Annotated in this window: 15 protein-coding genes; 7 read left to right on the forward strand and 8 right to left on the reverse strand. The window is 42.0% G+C overall.

All coding sequences use genetic code 11. From position 1 onward, the window contains the following. Positions 1-89: 89 nt before the first annotated feature. The 3 genes from AUR67_RS06715 to AUR67_RS06725 form a co-directional block, all read right to left on the reverse strand. Positions 90-1,316: a threonine/serine ThrE exporter family protein gene (locus AUR67_RS06715; RefSeq protein ID WP_082665599.1), complete on the reverse strand. Its 1,227-nt coding sequence runs from the start codon at positions 1,314-1,316 to the stop codon at positions 90-92. A 149-nt stretch (positions 1,317-1,465) separates the two neighbouring features. Further along, the gene (locus AUR67_RS06720; protein ID WP_058584679.1) at positions 1,466-2,686 is read right to left on the reverse strand and encodes a glycosyltransferase; all 1,221 of its coding nucleotides are present in this window, start codon (positions 2,684-2,686) and stop codon (positions 1,466-1,468) included. Next, complete coding sequence (locus AUR67_RS06725) at positions 2,683-3,690, reverse strand: LacI family DNA-binding transcriptional regulator (protein WP_058584680.1); 1,008 nt, start codon at positions 3,688-3,690, stop codon at positions 2,683-2,685. The genes AUR67_RS06720 and AUR67_RS06725 overlap by 4 nt, the downstream gene beginning before the upstream one ends. Positions 3,691-3,852: 162 nt before the next feature. Here AUR67_RS06725 and AUR67_RS06730 point away from each other — a divergent pair, with 162 nt between their 5' ends. After that, positions 3,853-6,306, forward strand: coding sequence for a S9 family peptidase (locus AUR67_RS06730; protein WP_058584681.1), 2,454 nt, complete (start codon positions 3,853-3,855; stop codon positions 6,304-6,306). Positions 6,307-6,513: 207 nt separating this feature from the next. Continuing rightward, the gene (locus AUR67_RS06735) at positions 6,514-7,131 is read left to right on the forward strand and encodes a LysE family translocator (protein ID WP_054562642.1); all 618 of its coding nucleotides are present in this window, start codon (positions 6,514-6,516) and stop codon (positions 7,129-7,131) included. A gap of 58 nt (positions 7,132-7,189) precedes the next feature. Here AUR67_RS06735 and AUR67_RS06740 read toward each other — a convergent pair whose 3' ends face one another. After that, positions 7,190-8,098 carry a LysR family transcriptional regulator gene (locus AUR67_RS06740; RefSeq protein WP_058584682.1) on the reverse strand — a complete coding sequence of 303 codons (909 nt, stop codon included), beginning with the start codon at positions 8,096-8,098 and terminating at the stop codon, positions 7,190-7,192. A 118-nt stretch (positions 8,099-8,216) separates the two neighbouring features. Here AUR67_RS06740 and AUR67_RS06745 point away from each other — a divergent pair, with 118 nt between their 5' ends. Then, on the forward strand, positions 8,217-10,193 hold the full coding sequence (locus AUR67_RS06745; RefSeq protein WP_058584683.1) for a ligand-gated channel protein: 1,977 nt from the start codon (positions 8,217-8,219) through the stop codon (positions 10,191-10,193). A gap of 75 nt (positions 10,194-10,268) precedes the next feature. Here the strand turns inward: AUR67_RS06745 and AUR67_RS06750 are convergent, their stop codons facing one another. The 3 genes from AUR67_RS06750 to AUR67_RS06760 are packed head-to-tail and all read right to left on the reverse strand — an operon-like array spanning position 10,269 to position 14,136. Next, positions 10,269-11,189 (reverse strand): sugar kinase, encoded by a 921-nt coding sequence (locus tag AUR67_RS06750; protein ID WP_058584684.1) that lies wholly within the window; start codon positions 11,187-11,189, stop codon positions 10,269-10,271. Beyond that, positions 11,189-12,676 (reverse strand): UxaA family hydrolase, encoded by a 1,488-nt coding sequence (locus AUR67_RS06755; RefSeq protein WP_058584685.1) that lies wholly within the window; start codon positions 12,674-12,676, stop codon positions 11,189-11,191. Before AUR67_RS06755 ends, AUR67_RS06750 begins: the two co-directional genes overlap by 1 nt. Before the next feature lie 2 nt (positions 12,677-12,678). After that, positions 12,679-14,136 carry a tagaturonate reductase gene (locus tag AUR67_RS06760; protein WP_058584686.1) on the reverse strand — a complete coding sequence of 486 codons (1,458 nt, stop codon included), beginning with the start codon at positions 14,134-14,136 and terminating at the stop codon, positions 12,679-12,681. 379 nt (positions 14,137-14,515) lie between these two features. Between AUR67_RS06760 and AUR67_RS06765 the strand changes: the two genes are divergently transcribed. From AUR67_RS06765 to AUR67_RS06780, 4 genes are all read left to right on the forward strand, one after another. Further along, entirely contained in the window at positions 14,516-15,412 is an 897-nt protein-coding gene (locus AUR67_RS06765; protein WP_095209690.1) for a TRAP transporter substrate-binding protein, read from the forward strand. Then, complete coding sequence (locus AUR67_RS06770) at positions 15,409-15,894, forward strand: TRAP transporter small permease (RefSeq protein ID WP_054562500.1); 486 nt, start codon at positions 15,409-15,411, stop codon at positions 15,892-15,894. Before AUR67_RS06765 ends, AUR67_RS06770 begins: the two co-directional genes overlap by 4 nt. Beyond that, positions 15,894-17,195 (forward strand): TRAP transporter large permease, encoded by a 1,302-nt coding sequence (locus AUR67_RS06775; RefSeq protein WP_058584688.1) that lies wholly within the window; start codon positions 15,894-15,896, stop codon positions 17,193-17,195. Before AUR67_RS06770 ends, AUR67_RS06775 begins: the two co-directional genes overlap by 1 nt. A gap of 88 nt (positions 17,196-17,283) precedes the next feature. Beyond that, positions 17,284-18,300, forward strand: a complete 1,017-nt coding sequence (locus AUR67_RS06780) for a LacI family DNA-binding transcriptional regulator (protein WP_058584689.1) — start codon at positions 17,284-17,286, stop codon at positions 18,298-18,300. A 35-nt stretch (positions 18,301-18,335) separates the two neighbouring features. On the opposite strand, the gene uxaC is transcribed toward AUR67_RS06780, so the two are convergent. Further along, entirely contained in the window at positions 18,336-19,778 is a 1,443-nt protein-coding gene (gene uxaC, locus AUR67_RS06785) for a glucuronate isomerase (RefSeq protein WP_058584690.1), read from the reverse strand. Positions 19,779-19,890: the final 112 nt, after the last annotated feature.

Consider the following 19,890-nt stretch of genomic DNA (forward strand, 5'->3'; position numbering starts at 1 on the left):
TTAGAGTTATATCAGTTTGTTGCTGATAAGCAAAGTCGGCTTATTAAAACGAGGGTGTAAAAAAGCCCGAGAAATTCGGGCTTAGTAAGTTATAAACTTTTCTTCGGTGGCAGCGCGACGTTAGCAAAGATAAGCCCCGCCACTAATGACATGAAAATCAAAAAGGTTTGTTGGCCAATATGGTCTGCATAAACGAAATCTTGGCCTTCAATTAGTGAGTTTAAGCCAATATAGGTTTTACTACCTGGTACCAATACGATCAAGCCTTGCATAGCTACAATGGAGGCTGGCGCATTAACAACGCGATTGAATAAGTTGCTAAAAACGCCCACGGCTAATGCGCCTACAAATGTGCCTAATGTGTAGTCTAGGTACATGGCTGAACCAATACTTGTCCCATACGCTATAAAGCCAGATGCAATAGACCAAACAGCATGCTTTAGCTTGGTTCTAAAAATCACGATTAGGCTGCTACATAGCATGAATATAGCTAGCCAAGCCGTCCATTTAGGTAAAGGCTCGGGTTGCACAAAGTCGCTTTGGCCAAAAATAGCAAAACCAATGCCGATACCAATAAAAGCACCAAAATAGAGCTTAAACAGCAGCATGAATGAGTCCATCACCCGAGCGGTACCAGATACTAAATGTCTTGCTGCTAACTCTGCTAAACCTAGGGCTAATGCTAAGCCGGGAATAAATACAATGATGGCAGAAAGTACCACCAGTCGTATGTTAATTTGGGCATCAATATAGACACTAATAGCACAGGCTATAATCGCCGATACAATGGCTACTAATGGTTCAAGCATATGGGCAACACGTTTAGAGCGTGTTGACCAAAGTACAAATAAATACACCACTAAGGTAATAAGTGCTGACCAAAATACATCATTCCAGCTAGTACCCATTAACATGGCAAATGCACCACCCGAAGTCGCAAACGCAACGCCAGTCATAAATTTATTATATGGGTTTGGCATGGTGTAAATAATATCGAGCTGTTGATCGACTTCTTGTAGTGTCAGCTCGCCATTAAGCATTTTGTTTACTAAGTCATCGGTATCTGCCAGCGAACCTAAGTCATGATCGCCCGGATCAACACGCGCAACATGGGTGTACTCTTCTTCATGGCCATCTGTCCAGATCACAAATGTCACTGATGTTGGTGACATAACAAAAGATGATTTCAAACCGAGGTAAGTCGCAACTTCCATTAAGTGCGCTTCTAGTCGGTATGCAGGTGTACCGTATTTATGAAGCATTTTGCCAAGCTTCACGATAAATTTTCGTTTTTCAGTAAACGTTGCGGTTTTCAAAGGCGTTTTGAACCAAAGGTTAAATTGTTCAGTTAAGGATAGACCAAAATTCAATAAGATATAGTCTAATAGCTAGACTATATCGCTTAAATTGACCAGCGCGATTTTAGCGACAAAAGCCGCTATGTCTAGTGTTATTTACGGCAAAATTACTTATTTTTAGCTTCAATCCACTGCGCCATGTATTGGGTCGAACGCATGGTGTGATGTTTGAGCATTTGGCCGGTAAAATTTTGCTGTCTATGCTGCGCTAATGACTCACTAATGGCGGTGATTTTAGCGATTAACTGCGACTGAAGTTTTGATTTATCATAATATTTTTGCAATAACTGCTGGCCATTTTGCTGTGCCTGAGTAAATAACGCTTCATCTTGATAAAGCGCCACTGCTGCATCAGCAAATTGCTGTGCATCTTCACAGATTGCGCCTGACCAAGGCTCATCTTGATGCATGCCTTCACTGCCAATAGGAGTTGTTACGCTCGGCGTTTGCATGATCATCGCTTCGAGTAACTTACCCTTAATACCAGCCCCAAAACGCAGTGGCGATAAACATACTCGGGCATCTTCCATTACTTGATAAGCATCATCAGCCCAGCCTTTGATTAAGAAGCCGGTTTTTGGGTTGTTAAGCGCTGTTGCCTTTGGTGGTGGGTAAGAGCCATAAATGTGGAGTTCGGCATCGGGTAATTGTTTGCGGATCAGCGGCCAAATCTGTTGTAAGTACAACACTGCATCCCAGTTTGGCGCATGACGAAAATTACCAATGGTCATAAAGTGTTTGCGCTCAGCAAATGTTTTCGTGCTGGTGGGGATATGCTGCAAATCGACCAAAAATGGTAGGTGGTGAAGTAGGGCGTTATCTACTTTGAAAACGTCATTGAGTAGCTGCATCTCGTAATGCGAGATAATTAAGCTGATGTCTGAGCGTAAAATAGCGGCGATTTCTCGCTTGGCAATATCGCTGTGTAAATCACTATGGCTGAACTCTCTACCTGCTTTATGAGCGTCGTGACGGGCATTTCTTAGACACTGTAAATCTTCGGTATCGAGAATTTTAAGTGCGTTAGGGCAGTATTTGTCGACTCGCCAACCAAACTGTTCTTCCATCATAAAGCGGTCAAACATCACAATATCAGGGTTATACGCTTGTACGTACTCGTCAAAACTAGAGCAGTTTAATGCAATTACTTGTGTAGTAATGCCATCTTCGCTGAGATCCACCATGTGTTCGGTTTTTTGCGCAGGGCTTGCAAATTCGACTTGCCAGTTTTCTGCACGAAAGGCGCGCAGGAGTGACATCATGTGGGTGCCGGCTGCCGACGAATTAGGCTCAGGCCATACATAGCCGATCACTAACACTTTTTTCATTGACTTGAATCTCGTATTTTTAAGTTAACATCCACCAAGGTGCGAACTGGCGGTGTTGATTTATCTAATAGTTCTTTTAGCACCTGACAGGTGCGTTTACCGATTTCATCGGCATTAATGGCGATGGTTGAAAGGGAAGGCAACATTAAGCGCGAATCTTCTAGGTCATCAAAGCCAATAACTTTAATGTCTTTACCAGGCTCTAGGCCGTGTTGGCGCATAGCTTCAATCGCGCCATAAGCAATCACATCATTAAAACAGACAATTGCTTTGGTATTTGGCGCTTGTTTTATAAGGGTATTAAAGGCTTCTCGGCCTCCTTGGCGGTTTGTCGGCGCCTGAATAACCAGTTTTTCGTCAGTAATATTAAATTGCTCAAGCGCAGCTAAAAAGCCACTTAAGCGCTCATGGTAATCAGATATTTCTGCGGTGCCGCCTAAAAATGCTACTTCTTCTATGCCTTGCGATAAAATATGGCTGGTCGAAATGTGTGTGCCTTTTTTGTTATCAGGCAAAATACACGGCGCAGCTGAAAACGGAATTTCACGCATGATATTAATAACCGGAAAACCACTATTTATTAAATCATCTTGCCACTGTTGCTCAGTCCCCGGTGCCGGACACATAATAAACGCCGATACGTTGTATTCTTTTAGGGTTTTCACCACTTGAGTTTGCCTTTCGACACACTCCGCAATATTCACCAGCATTGGCAGCATGCCAAGCTCAAAGATGTGTTTTTCGAGACCAACAGCAAGCTGAGCTGAATACGGGTTGGTTAAGTCATTTATAACCAACGCGACTAGGTTTGAGCGCTTGCTACGAAGTGCTGCAGCATCGCGGTTATACACATAGCCAAGCTTATCAATGGCAGCCAGTACTTTTTCTTTACTTTTTTTACTGACCTTATCACTGTTGGTAAGGACCAAAGACACGGTTGATTTTGAAACTTGTGCTTGTTCAGCTACATCCCAAATTGTGACTTTGCCTGTCGATTTTTTCATTTTTATTAGCAAAAAGTGGCGAATAGAGTGCTTTTATTTTAGCGTAATTTAGCTGTTTAAGTCACTGATTGGCTGCCAAAAGGGTCGAAACTCTTTATGAAATGCTGCAAACATGTTCTACTTGTTTACAGAATCGAAAATAAAAACGAAAAAGGAACGAACATGAAAGCATTTAAACTGCTTTTTGCGCTAGTTATTGGCGCAGCTGTTTGCACACCCAGTTTTGCTAATCAAGGTTATCAAACGCCATCGCCCGCACTGGCTGCTGTGGTTGACGCTAAGCTTGCACCGAATAGTTATTTATCGAATGATGGCCAGTGGCTGGCGTTATTTGATAGAAAACGCATCGATACCTTACAAGACTTAGCCAAAGAAGAGTTGAAACTTGCGGGTATTAAGCTTAATCCTGCTAATTTTTCGCGCTCACGAGTGCGTAATAAGTTTACATCTTTAGTGCTTAAGCATGTCGAAACCGGTTCTGAAATTGTTGTATCAGGTTTGCCAAATGGCATTTTACGCTCACCAAGTTGGTCAAGCGATAGTCAATACTTGGCGTTTGTGGTTGAACAAGCATCGAGTGCTAACTTATGGGTGTATAATGTAAGTACTAAGCAAGCCCGCCAGTTAAGTGATACACCTCTCAATTCAGTGTTAACGCGCACGCCTTATACTTGGTTGCCAGATAGCAGCGCCATTGTAGCTAATGCAGCGGTCAATATTGGTAAAGCACGTATCAGCAACGACAGCTCGCAGATTGTGCCAGTTATTCAGCAAAGTAGTGGTGAAAAAGCGCCTGCGCGTACTTATCAAAACTTACTAACTAGCCCATATGATGAAGCACAATTTAAGTTTTTTGCGCAAAGCCAGCTGACTTATATTCCGCTTAGTGGTCAAGGCCAACCAATTGGTCAACCGGGCTTAATTAAATCGTTTTCGGTCTCACCTGATTCAACCAATATTTTGGTTGGCATGATTGATGAGCCTTTTTCTTATCAAGTGCCTTACAGCCGATTTGCTGCAACTTGGCAAATTTGGGGAATGCGTGGCTATACGCTTGCAGAGCTTGCGAAGCAGCCTTTAGCAGATAACATTCCACAAGGTTATGACAGTGTGCGTACTGGTCGCCGCGAATTTCAATGGCGAGCAGATCAAGGCGCTGAAGTAATTTGGGCAGAAGCACAAGACGGCGGTGATATGAAAACCGACGTGCCATATCACGATTACCTTTATAGCCTAAGAGCACCATTTAAACGTGATCCTAAGTTATTTGCTAAAGTTGAACGCCGTTTTGATTCAATTACTTGGGGCAACGGTAATGTTGCTTTGTTATCTGAATGGCGCTTTAGCGACCGACAAGTTCGCACATTTGTTATTCAACCGCGTAATGCAGATAAAAATCGCGTGTTATTTTCTGAGCGCAGCTATAACGATGCCTACAAAAACCCAGGTTACCCAATTTATGAAAAAAATGATTTAGGCGCTGATGTATTAAAAGTTGTTGGCGGGCGTTATCTTTTCTTACGCGGTAAGGGTGCATCTGAAAAGGGCAATATTCCGTTTTTAGACCGTTATGATGTAAAAACTAATACCACAACACGCGTTTGGCAATCAGAAGCGCCATACTATGAGCGTGTGCGTGCCATGCTTGATGATGAAGGCGAGCGTTTAATTACGATTCGCGAATCTAAAACTGAGCAACCTAACTTCTTTATTCGCGACCTCGACGATAAAACACTGACTCAACTTACGACTTTTGAGCACCCTTATCCAGAGTTTAAAGGGGTGACTAAAGAGCTAATTCGATACAAGCGTGATGATGGTGTTGAGCTTAGTGGTACGCTTTATTTACCTCCGGGTTATGATTCAACTCAAGGCCCGTTACCGGTTTTAATGTGGGCTTATCCGCTTGAATATAAAGATAAAGCCGTTGCATCACAAGTGCGTGAATCGCCGTATGAATTTACCTATATCGGTTATTGGGGGCCGATGCCTTATCTTGCAAAAGGTATTGCTGTATTTGACGACCCGAAAATGCCAATTGTGGGTGTTGATGGTAAAGAGCCAAACGATTTATTCCGTGAGCAGCTGGTGGCAAGTGCTAAGGCTGCGGTAGATGTACTTGTTGAAAAAGGTGTGGCCGATAAAGATAACATTGCCATTGCAGGTCACTCTTATGGTGCCTTTATGGTGGCGAATTTATTAGCGCACAGCGATTTATTTAAAACCGGTATTGCCCGCAGTGGTGCTTACAACCGCACCCTAACGCCATTTGGTTTCCAAGGTGAAGAACGTGACTTTTGGCAAGCGCAAGATGTGTACTCGGCAATGTCACCGTTTTTCCACGCTGAAAAAATCAATGAGCCTATGCTGATGATCCACGGTCAAGAAGATCCTAACTCGGGTACCTTCCCAATGCAAAGTGAGCGTATGTACGCTGCATTAAAAGGCCTAGGTAAGGAAGCCCGCTTAGTGATGTTACCTTATGAGGCACATGGCTATCGCGCTCGTAAGAGCTTGCTGCATGTACTTTGGGAGCAAGAGCAGTGGTTAGATAAATACTTATTAAGTGACGAAAAACCCGCAGAGCCAGTTGCCGCTGAAGGTGTCACTCAGTAATTAGTAAAATATTAAAAATCCCCGCCTTATAGCGGGGATTTTTGTATTGAGCACTCGCTTATAATAAAGCCTCTTAAGGGCTAGCGTAAACTATACTCTCAAATGTGTGTTTATAACTCTGTTAGCAATCGCGTGTTTGTTTGCTTATTTAAGTGAATGTGATTTAATCGCTTTCTCTTTTTAAGCAATAAACATGTGATTGCATTTATGCTCGATTTAGCAGTACTCGCGGTTTTTATTCCGACCTTTTTCTTTGTTTCTATTACACCTGGTATGTGTATGACGCTCGCTATGACGTTAGGGATGAGTGTAGGCGTCAGACGTACGCTGTGGATGATGGTCGGCGAGGTGTTAGGCGTTGCTACGGTAGCCATTGCTGCGGTGATAGGGGTTGCCAGTATTATGCTTAATTACCCTGAGTTATTTGCCTTTTTAAAATACTTAGGTGGTGCGTACTTAATTTACCTAGGGGTTAATATGTGGCGCGCTAAAACCAGCTTTAAACCTAACGATGATACACAGCAGCAAATTGGTCGTGGGCAATTGTTTTCGCAGGGTTATATTACTGCCATTGCAAACCCAAAAGGGTGGGCATTTATGATTTCTTTACTCCCTCCGTTTATTAATGTTGATTTAGCGGTTGCTCCTCAGCTTGCGGTATTAGTGAGCATTATCATGCTGAGCGAATTTATCTGTATGTTGATTTACGCAACAGGCGGTAAAAGCTTAAGGCTGTTTTTGGATAAAGGCGATAATGTGAAGTGGTTAAATCGTATTGCTGGCGCGCTAATGATGTGCGTGGGCGTTTGGCTGGCGCTAGGTTAATACTAATTTGGATAATACCCATCCGAATACGGCAAATGGGTATTATCCTTGTAGCGTCTTAATCAACTAATTCAACTTGCTTAGAAACATGGTTAAAGCACAGTTTTAATGTATCAATGGCAGTTTTTGTTTTTGCCGCTAAGCTGTCTCTGGCTGGTGTTACGGCATAAACAGTGTAATTTGGCATTGCCCACTCGGGTGCTATTTCAACCAGCTCTTTCGATTTTAGTAAATGCCTGACTTCAGGCTCTGGTAGCACGCCATAGCCAACACCATCACACACTAATTTAATTAAGCTTTGCATATTATTTACGGTGATCTTTGCTTTCGGTAACGGCTTGCTTGCCAGCGTTGACGGGTTAAATGCATTACTGTCGGCGTTGCTGTGGGCGATACGGGCAAAGTTGCCAAGGTCTTCCCAATTGGCTTTATCGAGTTTGCTAATTGCATGGTCTTTATGAGCACATAGCTTTAACGGCCAAGTTGCTAATTTACGAGCAACGAGGTTTGAGTCAGTTAATGGGCCAATCGCAATCGCTAGGTCAGCGCCGCATTTGATCATATCAATTGGCTCATCAGTCAAAATTAACTGAATACGTAAATCATCAAACTCGTTAATTAAGCGATCTAATGGCTCGCTTAATAGGCCGCCGCCAAAACCCACTGGCGCAACTAATTTGAGCTCGCCACTGGGCTTATTTTGTAATTGTTGCAATTGCGTACTGGCCTGATCCGCCAGTGCCAGTATTTTTAAACAGCTTTGATAATACAGGTGGCCCGCTTCGGTTAAAGTCAGTTCGCGCGGGCTGCGGTTAAATAGGCTCAATCCGATTTCTTGTTCTAATTGCTTAATGTGTTGGCTGACAGCCGATGTGGTCATCGATAACTCTGCAGCTGCACTGCTCATGTTGCCTGTTTCAACAGTACGAGAAAATACACGCAATGTTTTTATCAGCTTGGAATTCATGGTTCAGGCCTTCTTAATTCAGTTTTAAGAAATCGTAAATTGTGAAAATCGGGACTTCTCATTAGTATGCAAACGCTAATTATTATCATTTATAAACAAAAAGTCACGGAGTATTATTATGACGAGGGTTGTTTCTTCTGTTTTACCACTCACCGCTGCTGTGTTAGCAGGTCTTTCCCATTTTGCATACGCTGATGACAAAAAACAAGACATGGAAGTAATAGTTGTATCGGCTTCCGGTTACGAGCAAATGCTTAAAGAGGCGCCAGCCAGTATTAGTGTTATCGACCGTGAGCAGCTTGAAAAACGTTTTTACCGAGATCTAACCGATGCAATGACCGACGTTCCTGGTGTGGTTGTCACAGGTGGTGGCGACAGAAAAGATATCAGCCTTCGCGGGATGGCAAGTCAATATACTTTGATTTTAATTGATGGCCAGCGTCAAACCTCTCGTGAAACTCGTCCAAACAGTGATGGCCCAGGTGTAGAGGGGGCATGGACTCCACCTATTTCAGCAATTGAGCGTATTGAAGTTATTCGCGGTCCTATGTCTTCACTATATGGCTCAGATGCAATCGGTGGTGTTATCAATATTATTACCCGTAAAACACCTGAAAAATGGTACGGTGAATTACGCTTAGACAGCACAATTCAAGAATCAAGTGACTCGGGTAATATCAACCAAGGCAGCTTCTTCACTGCGGGTGGTTTAATTCCTGAGTTATTAGGTATGCAGTTATCTGGTCAGTTTTCAAAGCGTGACGAAGACGATTTTGAAGCAGGTTTTCGTGGTAAAGAGCAAAGCAATATCAAAGCTAAGTTTATCTTAACCCCCTCTGATAGCCATGAAATTATGCTTGAAGTAGGCTCTGCAAAACAAAAACTCGATGAAACATTAGGTAAAACAGTTGCTCCTTTAGCTGAAGGTGAAAGTTGTGGCCGACGTGGTTGCCCAGAGTCATCAACCACAGAGTATGACCAAGAAAGCTACTCACTAAGTCATAATGGTTTTTATGATTTTGGCTCATCACGCAGTTACTTAAAGTATGACAAATTCGATAATACCTCTCGTGAAATGTACGTCGAAAATACCGATGCGCAAACAAGCTGGACTTTACCATTTACCAATCATAATGCTGCATTTGGTGCGTCATATTTAAAAGAAGAGCTAGACGATTACACCAGTAACCGCATTAGTGACTTAACGCATGTTGAGAACGAGCAGTGGTCAGTATTTGCAGAAGATGAGTGGGCTGCAACCAAGCAGTTTAAACTCACTACCGGCCTTCGTTATGACCATGATGGTAATTTTTCAGGCCATTTCAGCCCGCGTTTATATGGTGTGTATACAGCAACTAAGTCGCTGACGGTGAAAGGCGGCATCTCAACAGGCTTTAGAGCGCCGAATATTCGTCAATCTACCGCAGCTTGGGGGCAAGTGAGCCGAGGTGGTAATATTTATGGTAATCCAGATTTAAGCCCTGAAAAATCAGTAAACTACGAAATGGGTATCTACTATGATGCCAGCCGTGATTTATCGCTTTCAAGCACCGTATTTTACAACGAGTTTGAAGATAAAATTACCCGTATTTCGTGCCCACTCACCCAGTGCACCGATGGACCAAACCAGTTTGGTTCGATGCCAACGACCTATGTCAATGTGGATGAAGCCGTTACGCAAGGCTTTGAGTTATCAGTATCTTACGACATTACCAGTGAGCTTGATGTAAGTGCCAACTACACCTACACCGATTCTGAGCAAAAAACCGGTGAATACAAAGGCAGCCCACTTAACCAATTACCTAAGCATATTTTACAAACTTCAGTTAATTGGCGCCCGGTTGATAAGCTAGGTACGTGGCTGCGTGTTCATTACCGCGGCGAAGAAAGCCAGCCGACAACAGGCCCGTCGCAAGACAGCTTAATTGCCCCAGATTACACCTTGGCTGATATTGGTGGTAACTACGATTTAAGCCGCAGCATTAAGTTAGGATTTGGTGTTTATAATCTGTTTGATAAAGAAATCACTGAAGATGAATACGGATATGTTGAAGATGGTCGCCGTTATTGGGTTTCTCTAGGCTTTAACTTTTAAATAATTATTAAGTTATTCGTATTTGCAGGTTTAACCACTAAGTTAATTGGTGGTTAAACCTTATTTTAGTAAAACTTAGGGTGTTATCTCAACGATAGCGCCGTAGTGCTGAATGACTTGCCCTGCAATATAATTTCCTTGTTTTGCGCATTTTTCAATAGCCTGATCCTGCAGCCAAGCCGATAAAAAACCAGCATTAAATGCATCTCCTGCCGCTGTTGTATCAATGACTTTATTAATTTTATTGGTAGGATAATGCGTTGCATTTTGTTGCTCTAACGTACTGTATTGGCATCCATTTTCACCATCTTTAATTACAAGTTCTTTAACGCCTAATTGATGAAGCCACTCTCTACAAGCTGAAATATCTTTGCAACTCCAAATCAGTGCTTCATCATCAAACGTTACCAAAGCCAGGTCGGCTAATTGCGCCATCCGCTTATTAATATCCTGACAGTATTGCATCGAATGCCATAACGAAGGCCTGTGATTGCTATCATAAATAATTTTTACACCTGCGCGCTTTAAGTTTGTCAGCTCGTTAAGTAATGCATAGCAATCATCTGGGGGCAAAATCGCCAAGCTAATGCCTGATAAATAAACAGCATCAAACTCAGTTAATTTATTGATGATATTATAAAATTTGGGCTGCTGAACAAGGTGCTTTGCTGCAGAATTATTGCGCCAATATTGAAAAGAACGCTCGCCATGTTGGTCTGTATGAATCATATAAAGGCCAGCATGTCTTTGCTTATCTTTAAGAACAAAGTCGCAATTTACTTGATAGTCCTGCCAACGAGCGATCATAGCTTGGCTTAATGCATCTTCACCCATGGCAGTTACATAACAGACATCGATTTTTTCGCCCGCTAATTTCTTTAGGTAAATTGCGGTATTCATGGTGTCACCACCAAAGTTTTGTTGCATGGCTGTGAACAGCTCGCCAGACAATTCCACCATACACTCTCCAATAATGGCGACTTTTTTAGCCTGCATTACAGAGTGACTCCTTTTTTCCAAATGGCGACTTCACGAATATCATTAACTTCGTTACATGTTTGCTTACCGTTTACTATCTCAACTAATAAATCGACAAATTCCTGATGCACTTCAGGCATGCTTTTACCGCTGACTAGCACACCAGCATCAAAGTCTATCCAGCGCGTTTTCTTATTTGCCAGCTCTGAGTTAGTAGCAATTTTTAAAGTCGGCACAAAGCCCCCATATGGCGTACCTCGACCGGTTGTGAATAACACGATATGACAGCCTGCAGCGGCAAGTGCGCTGGTGGCAATGGGATCATTACCTGGTGCATTAAGTAAATTTAGACCAGCGACACTTAAGCGTTCACCATACTCAAGTACAGCCTGTACTTTGCTTGTGCCAGCCTTTTGTGTACAACCCAACGACTTATCTTCTAATGTACTAATTCCGCCTTTTTTATTGCCAGGAGAAGGGTTTTCGTAAATAGGCTGATTGTGTGCTTTGTAATAGCCTTTAAAGTTATTAACCATGCTGACAAGTTGATTAAAGGTTTCTTCATCTTTACAGCGAGACATGAGTAATGTCTCTGCACCAAACATCTCGGGGACTTCCGTAAGGACTGTCGTGCCCCCTTGAGCAATTAAGTAATCAGAGAAGTAGCCAAGCATGGGGTTAGCTGTGATCCCTGATAGGCCATCACTGCCTCCACATTCAAGGCCAAACTTTACTTCACTGAGCTTGCCGGTTTCTCGCTTATCGTGTTTAACGACGTTGTAGATTTCTTCTAGCAGAGCTACGCCATCTTCAACTTCATCATCAGAGTGCTGTGAAATTAAAAACTTAATTCGTGATTCGTCTATTTCACCTAAACCCGCTTTAAAAGCTGCTAATTGGTTATTTTCGCAACCTAGACCAACGATTAACGCGCCACCGGCATTAGGGTGTAAGGCCATATCTTGCAATAAAACTTTTGTGGTTTCTAAATCATCGCCTAATTGAGAGCAGCCAAATTGATGAGGGAATATGTGTACGCCATCAATTTCAAGATCAGCATGGTTACGTAAAAACTCATCTTTCATTTGTTTGATCATGCCATTCATGCAGCCAACGGTTGGGATCAACCATATCTCGTTACGAATACCAATCTCACCATTGGCACGACGGTAAATATTAACCTCCGGTGATGGCTCCTCAGGGGCTTGTGCAACAAACTCTGGCTGATATTGGTATGTTAATTCATCATGCAAAGTTGTTTTGATGCAATGTGTGTGTACCCATGCGCCAGGGTTAATATCTTCAAGTGCAAAACCAATTGGGGCGCCATATTTAATGACTCGCTCACCCTTAGCAATCGGCTTAAGCGCAACTTTATGACCCTTATCTATGTCTTCTAACGTTGTAAAAGAAAAGCCTTCAAATTCGATTCTTTCATTTGCATTAATTGGCTGTAAGGCAATGGCTACATCATCAGTATTGTGAAGTCGTAATAGTCTGCTCATGCTTATGACTCCAATAAGTTAATAAGCGTTTGTTCAACTGAGCTTGATAGCATTAGGCTTAGTTGTTCAGTTACTTTATCTGTAAGGCCTGCAATTTCATTTAAGTCTTTATCCCAATGCCACTTTGCAGCTAACACTGAGCTTACTAGCTCATTGGTTGTTATTGATCCTTGCTGATGTTGTTGCCATTGCTCGTTGAATAAAGCCAACCACTCTGGACTGTCGGCTAATTCAATTTTGTCGCCATTTCGCTCGCCACGATAAAACAATATTTGCCCAGCTAAAGCTGTTGCAATGAGTGGTGGTACAGTTTCGTTGTCGCTAATATATTGTTCTAATTGAGGTAACAAGCGTGTTTTGAATTTAGTCATGCTATTTAATGAAATAGACATCAGTAGGTGACATATGTAAGGGTTTCTAAAGCGGTTTAATACGTCATTAGCGAAAATCTGTAACTCTTCTTTAGGCAAGGATAGAGTCGGGATGATTTCATCAAATACAAGTTTAGTAACGTATTTTTCAAGCAGAGGTGAAGCGAGAGCCTCGCCAACCGAATCAATATTTGCCATATAGGCAAGTGGAACCATAGCAGTATGTGCACCGTTCAAAATAGCCACTTTTCGTTGCTTATAAGGCGCAATATCGTCAACAACCTTAATATTTAAGTCACTTCCTTCAAGGTGTAATACATCAGCTAAATGCTGTGGCCCTTGTATTACAAATAAATGAAAGTACTCTGCTGTTACCATGAAGTTGTCGTAATAACCGCATTGTTGCTGTAATGCTTGATGTTCATCGCGCGGAAAACCCGTCACAATACGGTCAACGAGAGATGAACAAAAATGATTGTGCTCGTTAAGCCAGTTCACAAACTCGCTTGGTAAATCCCATAACTGACTGTACTGCAATACAATCTCTTTAAGCTTTTCGCCATTATAATCAATAAGTTCGCAAGGAATTATGATCATGCCACTGCTGCTTGCACCATTAAAGTGCTTGAAGCGGTGAAATAACCATTGCGTTAGTTTTGCAGGAAATGCCTTTGCAGGTGTATCAGATAACTTGTCCTCGGGAATGTATTCAATGCCGGCTTCTGTCGTATTCGAAAAAATGACTTTTAGGTCGCTGTTCTCGGCAAGCTTTAAATAGTTATCAAACTCTTTGTAAACCGGGATTTCTTCGTTAACGCAACTGATAATACGCTGCTCAGAAACAGCTTTGTTTTGCTCATTGATACCACGAATAATACAGGTATATAAGCCATCCTGTGTATTAAGAAGCGGCAGCGAGTCGTAGTCGATGGGTCTGATGATAGCAACACCGGCATTTAAACCGGTTTGTTCGTTAAGCTTATCTATTTGCCAATCGACAAATGCACGTAAAAAATTGCCTTCTCCAAACTGCATTATACTCGTTGGATATTTGTTTTTATTAAAGTTTTTACGATTTAAAGTTTGCATTTTTGTGCCCGCTCTTAGCATTGTTACAGTGTATTGCAGAACATAGTAGTTAATTTTGCCACCGGTGGCAAATAAGATTTGACAATTTGCTACCGGTAGTCAAAACTGGCCTTTAACAAATAAGTAATACAATTAACGTTTGTTTATAGCTTTCCATTTAAAACTCACAAAATTTTTTAAATGGATACGCAGGTCATAGCTTGGATAGCCGTGTACCTTAATGAAATATAAAGGATTATATAAGACAACATGAACACACAACTGAACACACAAAGAAGACACAACAATGCATAAAAATCTTCTGAGCACGCTATTTCTCTGCTGCTGTTTACTTTTTATCAGTGCTTGCAGTGACGACAACAAGGTTATTCGCTTAACAATGGCGCATACATTAGATACTCGCCATGTCACCCATCAAGCCATGGAGTATATGGCAGAACGTTTAGCTTATTACTCTGATAATCAAATGGAAATTGTGATTTATCCCGCAGCACAATTAGGCACGGAAAGAGAGTTAATAGAGTTATTACAAATCGGTAGTTTGTCGATGACAAAAGTATCGTCAAGCCCACTTGAAGGCTTTGTGCCTCAAATGAAAGTATTTGGGGTGCCTTATTTATTTAACGATAGTGAGCACTTTTGGAAAGTACTTAATAGTCAGCTTGGGCAAAAATTGCTTGATGACCTAGCTGTAGCTCGCCTTAAAGGGCTTGGCTATTATGATGCGGGTAGTCGCAGTTTTTACACAACAGATGCTGCTATTAGAACGCCCGATGACTTAATTGGTAGCAAAATTAGAGTTGTAACTAGCCCAATGGCTATTGCTACTGTGCAGTCTTTAGGTGGCGCTGCCACTCCCATTGCGTGGGGTGAACTTTATTCTGCCCTGCAACAAGGTGTTGTCGATGGTGCAGAAAATAACCCACCTAGCTATTACCTATCTCGTCATTATGAAATTGCGAAATACTACACCCTAGATGAACACACTTTTGTGCCTGACATCGTAGTTGCTAGTCAAAAGGTTTGGCAGCAATTAACGACTCAGCAGCAACACTGGCTGAAGTTAGCAATGCAAGACTCTGTTACCTATCAACGTAGTTTGTGGCAATCAGCATCTGATCAGGCATTGCAGGCCGTTGTTGATGCGGGTGTTGAGGTTATTTACCCAGATAAACAAGTGTTTCAAGAGAAAGTAGCCCCTTTTCATGCCTCATTCAAAGGCACGCCTATCGCCGCACAAATTGCGGCAATAAAAGCGATGCAGGAGGCGTTATGAAAGAGTTTAACGCGAAAATAAATCAGCTCATTGAATGGGTATTAATTGTTGCGATGTTTGCCATTGTTGCAGTCGTTAGTTGGCAGGTGTTCTCACGCTTTATTTTGCGATCTCCTAATTCTTACACTGAAGAACTTGCTCGCTTTTTACTTATGTGGATTGGCGTTTTAGGTGCTTCGTATGCCTATCGTACCCGAGCACACTTAGGGCTAGATCTTTTCTATCAAAAGATGATTCCAACGATACGTCGTAAGTGTTCATTTTTAATTGAGTTTTCAGTACTGATTACCGCGCTCAGCCTATTAGTTTATGGAGGCGGTATGTTAATGAACTTAAGCTTTGCATTAGATCAACGTTCAGCAGCACTGGGGATCAATATGGGGTTTATTTACGCTGCTTTGCCAATTAGCGGCGTACTCATCACATTTAATTGTATTGAAAATATCATTTATTTTTTTAGACAAACACAGGAGCAAGAATAATGGAAATGACAGCCATCTTGTTGCTTGTTTGTTTTTTCACACTGCTGCTAATCAATGTACCGATCTCGATTAGTATTGCTCTGTCGACGTTGTTAGCACTGGTTTTGCACATGGATTTTACCCCAGCGGCAACGACCATTGCGCAGCAAATGATAGGGGGAATAGACAGCTTTGCACTACTTGCCATTCCTTTTTTTATTCTATCGGGTCTGATCATGGGGCAGGGGGGCATTGCTAGGCGTTTAATTGAATCTGCTATGGCTATGGTCGGCTTTTTACCGGGCGGATTAGCGCTGGTCAATGTGATGTCGTGTATGATGTTTGGCGCAATTTCTGGTTCTGCAGTGGCGGCCACATCGGCGATAGGCAGCTTTATGGTGCCAGAAATGAAAAAGCACGGTTACAGTGAAAACTTCGCCGCTGCGGTCACGGCCAGCGCAGCAACAACGGGTATGCTAATACCGCCAAGTAACATCTTAATTATTTATGCTATAGCAAGTGGTGGTGTGTCGATCGCGGCATTGTTTGTTGCTGGGTATTTACCAGGTATTTTACTGGGATTAACACTGATGTTGGTTTGTGCCATCTATTCTTTAAAAAACAACTACCCTGTAGCAGCACGTTTACCACTTGCTTTGGTTTTAGAAAAAGTGATTGCAGCCATCCCTAGTTTGCTACTCATAATAATCGTTATTGGCGGTATCATAGGAGGTGTATTCACAGCCACAGAAGCCGGGGCTGTCGCTGTATTATATGCATTGGTTTTAGCTGTTTTTGTGTATAAAGAATTATCGCTAGATGAGTTACCTAAACTACTGCTAAAAGCCTGTGAGACAACGGCAATCGTGATGCTCATTATTGCCGCTTCTAGTGCGATGTCGTGGGTTTTATCATATTCACACATTCCGCAAATGGTGAGTCAATTTTTCTTAACCTTAAGTGATAACCCATTACTAATTTTGTTATTAATCAATCTCATTTTAATATTAGTGGGTGCCTTTATTGATATGACACCTGCTGTGCTTATATTTACTCCGATTTTTTTGCCTGTTGCAGCACAGTTTGGCATGTCCCCGGTGCAATTTGGGGTAATGATAGTGCTTAATTTATCAATTGGTTTGGTATCGCCGCCGGTTGGCAGTGTACTGTTTGTCAGCTGCGCAGTAGCAAAAACTTCGCTTCATAAAATCATTAGGCCAATGCTGCCTTTATATTGCGTGATGTTTATGGTGCTTATGTTGGTGACCTATTTACCTGCCATAAGTGAGTTTTTACCTCGCTTACTAGGGTTGATTGATTAATAAAAACAATTGCTTTGCTACAGTTAACAGCTTTTATGGATAAAAGCTTGGTGCTACTATAGCTAAGTTAGTTATTTCGGAATCTTCTATGTCAGTGACAATTAATGATATTGCCCGCTTATCGGGGGTATCAAAACGTACCGTTTCGCGTGTAATAAATAGCTCACCCGCAGTAGGTGAAGCAACACGTGAAAAAGTGCTTGAGATAATAAAGCAAACAGGCTTCTCGCCAGATAAGCAAGCCAGGGGGTTAGCCTCAAGCCGTTCGTATTTGTTAGGACTAATTTATGATAACCCTGATGCACTCTATATTGATGAAGTGCAACGAGGAGCACTGAGTGTCTGTGCTGAATTAGGTTACGAGCTAGTGGTACATCCAGGCTCTGCAAAACGTGAAGATTTTGTTGATGACTGCTTACGCTTTATTGCTCGTTCAAAATTAGATGGCGTCATTATCTTGCCTCCGGTATCAGAAAACAAAGAGCTCGCTGCGGCTTTAAGAGATATTGATTGCCCTTACGTAAGGCTTGCATCAGTTGATTTGGATGACGCTGATAATATCGTTGTATCTGACGAACGTGCAGCAATGCGTGATATGGCAGATCATTTAGTTGAATTAGGCCATCAGGATATTGGCTTTATTTCTGGCCCACAAAATTATCGTTCATCAATAGAACGTTTAGCTGGCTTCTTAGCTGAATTGCAGGTTTATGATGTAAATTTACCCTCAGAATATATTGTTGAAGGCAAGAATAGTTACGACAGTGGTTTAGAGTGCGCCAGAGAGTTGTTAAACAAACAACCTAGGCCAACAGCAATCGTTGCTAATAATGATGAGATGGCCGCAGCAGTGCTTCGTGTGGCTAACAACCAAGGTATTAAAGTGCCAGAACAGTTATCGGTGGCGGGGTTCGATGACAATATTCTCGCATCTCGGATCATTCCATCGCTGACAACAATACGCCGACCCGTATTTAATATGGCATGCTTAGCCGTACAAAAGTTGATTAATCGCTCTCGTAGCAATCAAGACAAACTACCTATGCCAAAAACAGTAACGCCGCACCTAGTGACACGCGAATCAACATCTCGAGTTCCTGAGTAAGCACGACATTATGTCAATAATGCCGTGCTAGATTTTTATAAGTTATACGCTTTTTTAACCAACCCGTAAGTCAGTTGATAAGCAAGCTCGTGGGCTGTTTCAATCGTTATTTGATGATTTGTAACAAGCTCTGCTAAGTAGCGGCAATCAACTCGACGTGCTACATCATGCCTTGCTGGAATCGATAGAAAAGCTCGCGTGTCATCATTAAAACCGACCGTATTATAGAAGCCAGCGGTTTCAGTTGTTTGCTGACGAAAACGTAACATGCCTGAAGGGCTATCATGGAACCACCATGCCGGACCTAGTTTTAAACTAGGGTAGTGACCAGCAAGCGGTGCCAACTCACGACTGTATGTCGTTTCATCTAAGGTAAATAAAATAATTTTTAACTTTGGATGATTACCATATTTACTTAAAAGTGGCTTAAGCGCATTAACATACTCGGTTTGACTTGGAATATCTGCGCCTTTATCACGACCAAATTGATTGAAAATTGGCTGGTTATGATTACGATGTGCGCCAGGATGAATTTGCATCACAAGGCCATCTTCAATACTCATACCTGCCAGCTCCGTTAGCATTTGGCCACGAAATAGCTCTTGCTCTTGTTCTGTAGCGTTACCTGTGCGGCATTTTTTAAATAATGCTTCACATTCAGATAGTGATAGATCAGCTGTAATCGCACTTGGGTGACCATGGTCGGTTGCAGTTGCTCGACCTTCTTTTTTAAAGTAAGCGCGACGAATTCGGATCGCTTCTAAATAACCTTGCCAAGTACTGGTATCTTGGTCTGTTAACTCAGCTAGCTTAGCGAGATTGTCAGTAAAGTCTTCTCGGCTCGCATCGACAACATCATCAGGCCTAAATGTGGTTATAACTCGTTTGGCCATGGCCGTTTCAGCCATCTCTTTATGATGTTCAAGTGAATCTAATGCACCTTCAGTTGTTGCTATGAGCTCTATATTAAAGCGATCCATTAATGCTTGTGGTTTATAAGCATCTGTTGCAAGTTCAGCGGTGATTTTATCGTAGTATTGTTGTGCGTTTTCAGAGTTAAGGTTTTCTTTAAAACCAAATACATCACAAAAAACGGCATCTAACCAATAGCCACTTGGAGTACCTGCAAAAAGGTAATAGTTATCTGCAAAAATCTGCCAAGCTTTTTTTGGATCTGCATTTTTTGATCGTGTTAAATCGCCATCGATACCATGCTCAGGAATACCAAGCTCAGTTAATTCAATACCTTGGCTGTAAAGCATTCTAAATACATAGTGATCTGGTTTTATAAATAGTTCAGTGGCGTTACCAAAGTTAGGGTTTTTATTAAACCACTTTGGGTCTGTATGGCCATGTGGGCTGACTATTGGAAGATCTTTAATTTCTTCATAAAGCTCTCGGGCAACACTAACAATTGCCGGGTCACTCGAAAATAGCCTATCAGGGTGAAGTGAAAGCGGCTGTGATTTAATTGACATAAGGTTCCTCAAAATCTTGCGTTGCCAGCGGTGGCAAAATTTAAATATGTAATGACTAAACTTAATTAGCAGTGAGTAACTTAGGCACGTTAGTTGTTTTTTAATGGCCTAA

Source organism: Pseudoalteromonas sp. XI10 (assembly GCF_001469895.1).
Lineage (GTDB): Bacteria > Pseudomonadota > Gammaproteobacteria > Enterobacterales > Alteromonadaceae > Pseudoalteromonas.

What these genes read in the sequence shown, in the direction of transcription:
- AUR67_RS06720 (WP_058584679.1), bottom strand. Translation starts at nt 2,686, where the DNA reads ATGAAAAAAGTGTTAGTGATCGGCTATGTATGGCCTGAGCCTAATTCG.
- AUR67_RS06725 (WP_058584680.1), bottom strand. Translation starts at nt 3,690, where the DNA reads ATGAAAAAATCGACAGGCAAAGTCACAATTTGGGATGTAGCTGAACAA.
- AUR67_RS06730 (WP_058584681.1), top strand. Translation starts at nt 3,853, where the DNA reads ATGAAAGCATTTAAACTGCTTTTTGCGCTAGTTATTGGCGCAGCTGTT.
- AUR67_RS06735 (WP_054562642.1), top strand. Translation starts at nt 6,514, where the DNA reads ATGCTCGATTTAGCAGTACTCGCGGTTTTTATTCCGACCTTTTTCTTT.
- AUR67_RS06740 (WP_058584682.1), bottom strand. Translation starts at nt 8,098, where the DNA reads ATGAATTCCAAGCTGATAAAAACATTGCGTGTATTTTCTCGTACTGTT.
- AUR67_RS06745 (WP_058584683.1), top strand. Translation starts at nt 8,217, where the DNA reads ATGACGAGGGTTGTTTCTTCTGTTTTACCACTCACCGCTGCTGTGTTA.
- AUR67_RS06750 (WP_058584684.1), bottom strand. Translation starts at nt 11,189, where the DNA reads ATGCAGGCTAAAAAAGTCGCCATTATTGGAGAGTGTATGGTGGAATTG.
- AUR67_RS06755 (WP_058584685.1), bottom strand. Translation starts at nt 12,676, where the DNA reads ATGAGCAGACTATTACGACTTCACAATACTGATGATGTAGCCATTGCC.
- AUR67_RS06760 (WP_058584686.1), bottom strand. Translation starts at nt 14,136, where the DNA reads ATGCAAACTTTAAATCGTAAAAACTTTAATAAAAACAAATATCCAACG.
- AUR67_RS06765 (WP_095209690.1), top strand. Translation starts at nt 14,516, where the DNA reads ATGGCGCATACATTAGATACTCGCCATGTCACCCATCAAGCCATGGAG.
- AUR67_RS06770 (WP_054562500.1), top strand. Translation starts at nt 15,409, where the DNA reads ATGAAAGAGTTTAACGCGAAAATAAATCAGCTCATTGAATGGGTATTA.
- AUR67_RS06775 (WP_058584688.1), top strand. Translation starts at nt 15,894, where the DNA reads ATGGAAATGACAGCCATCTTGTTGCTTGTTTGTTTTTTCACACTGCTG.
- AUR67_RS06780 (WP_058584689.1), top strand. Translation starts at nt 17,284, where the DNA reads ATGTCAGTGACAATTAATGATATTGCCCGCTTATCGGGGGTATCAAAA.
- uxaC (WP_058584690.1), bottom strand. Translation starts at nt 19,778, where the DNA reads ATGTCAATTAAATCACAGCCGCTTTCACTTCACCCTGATAGGCTATTT.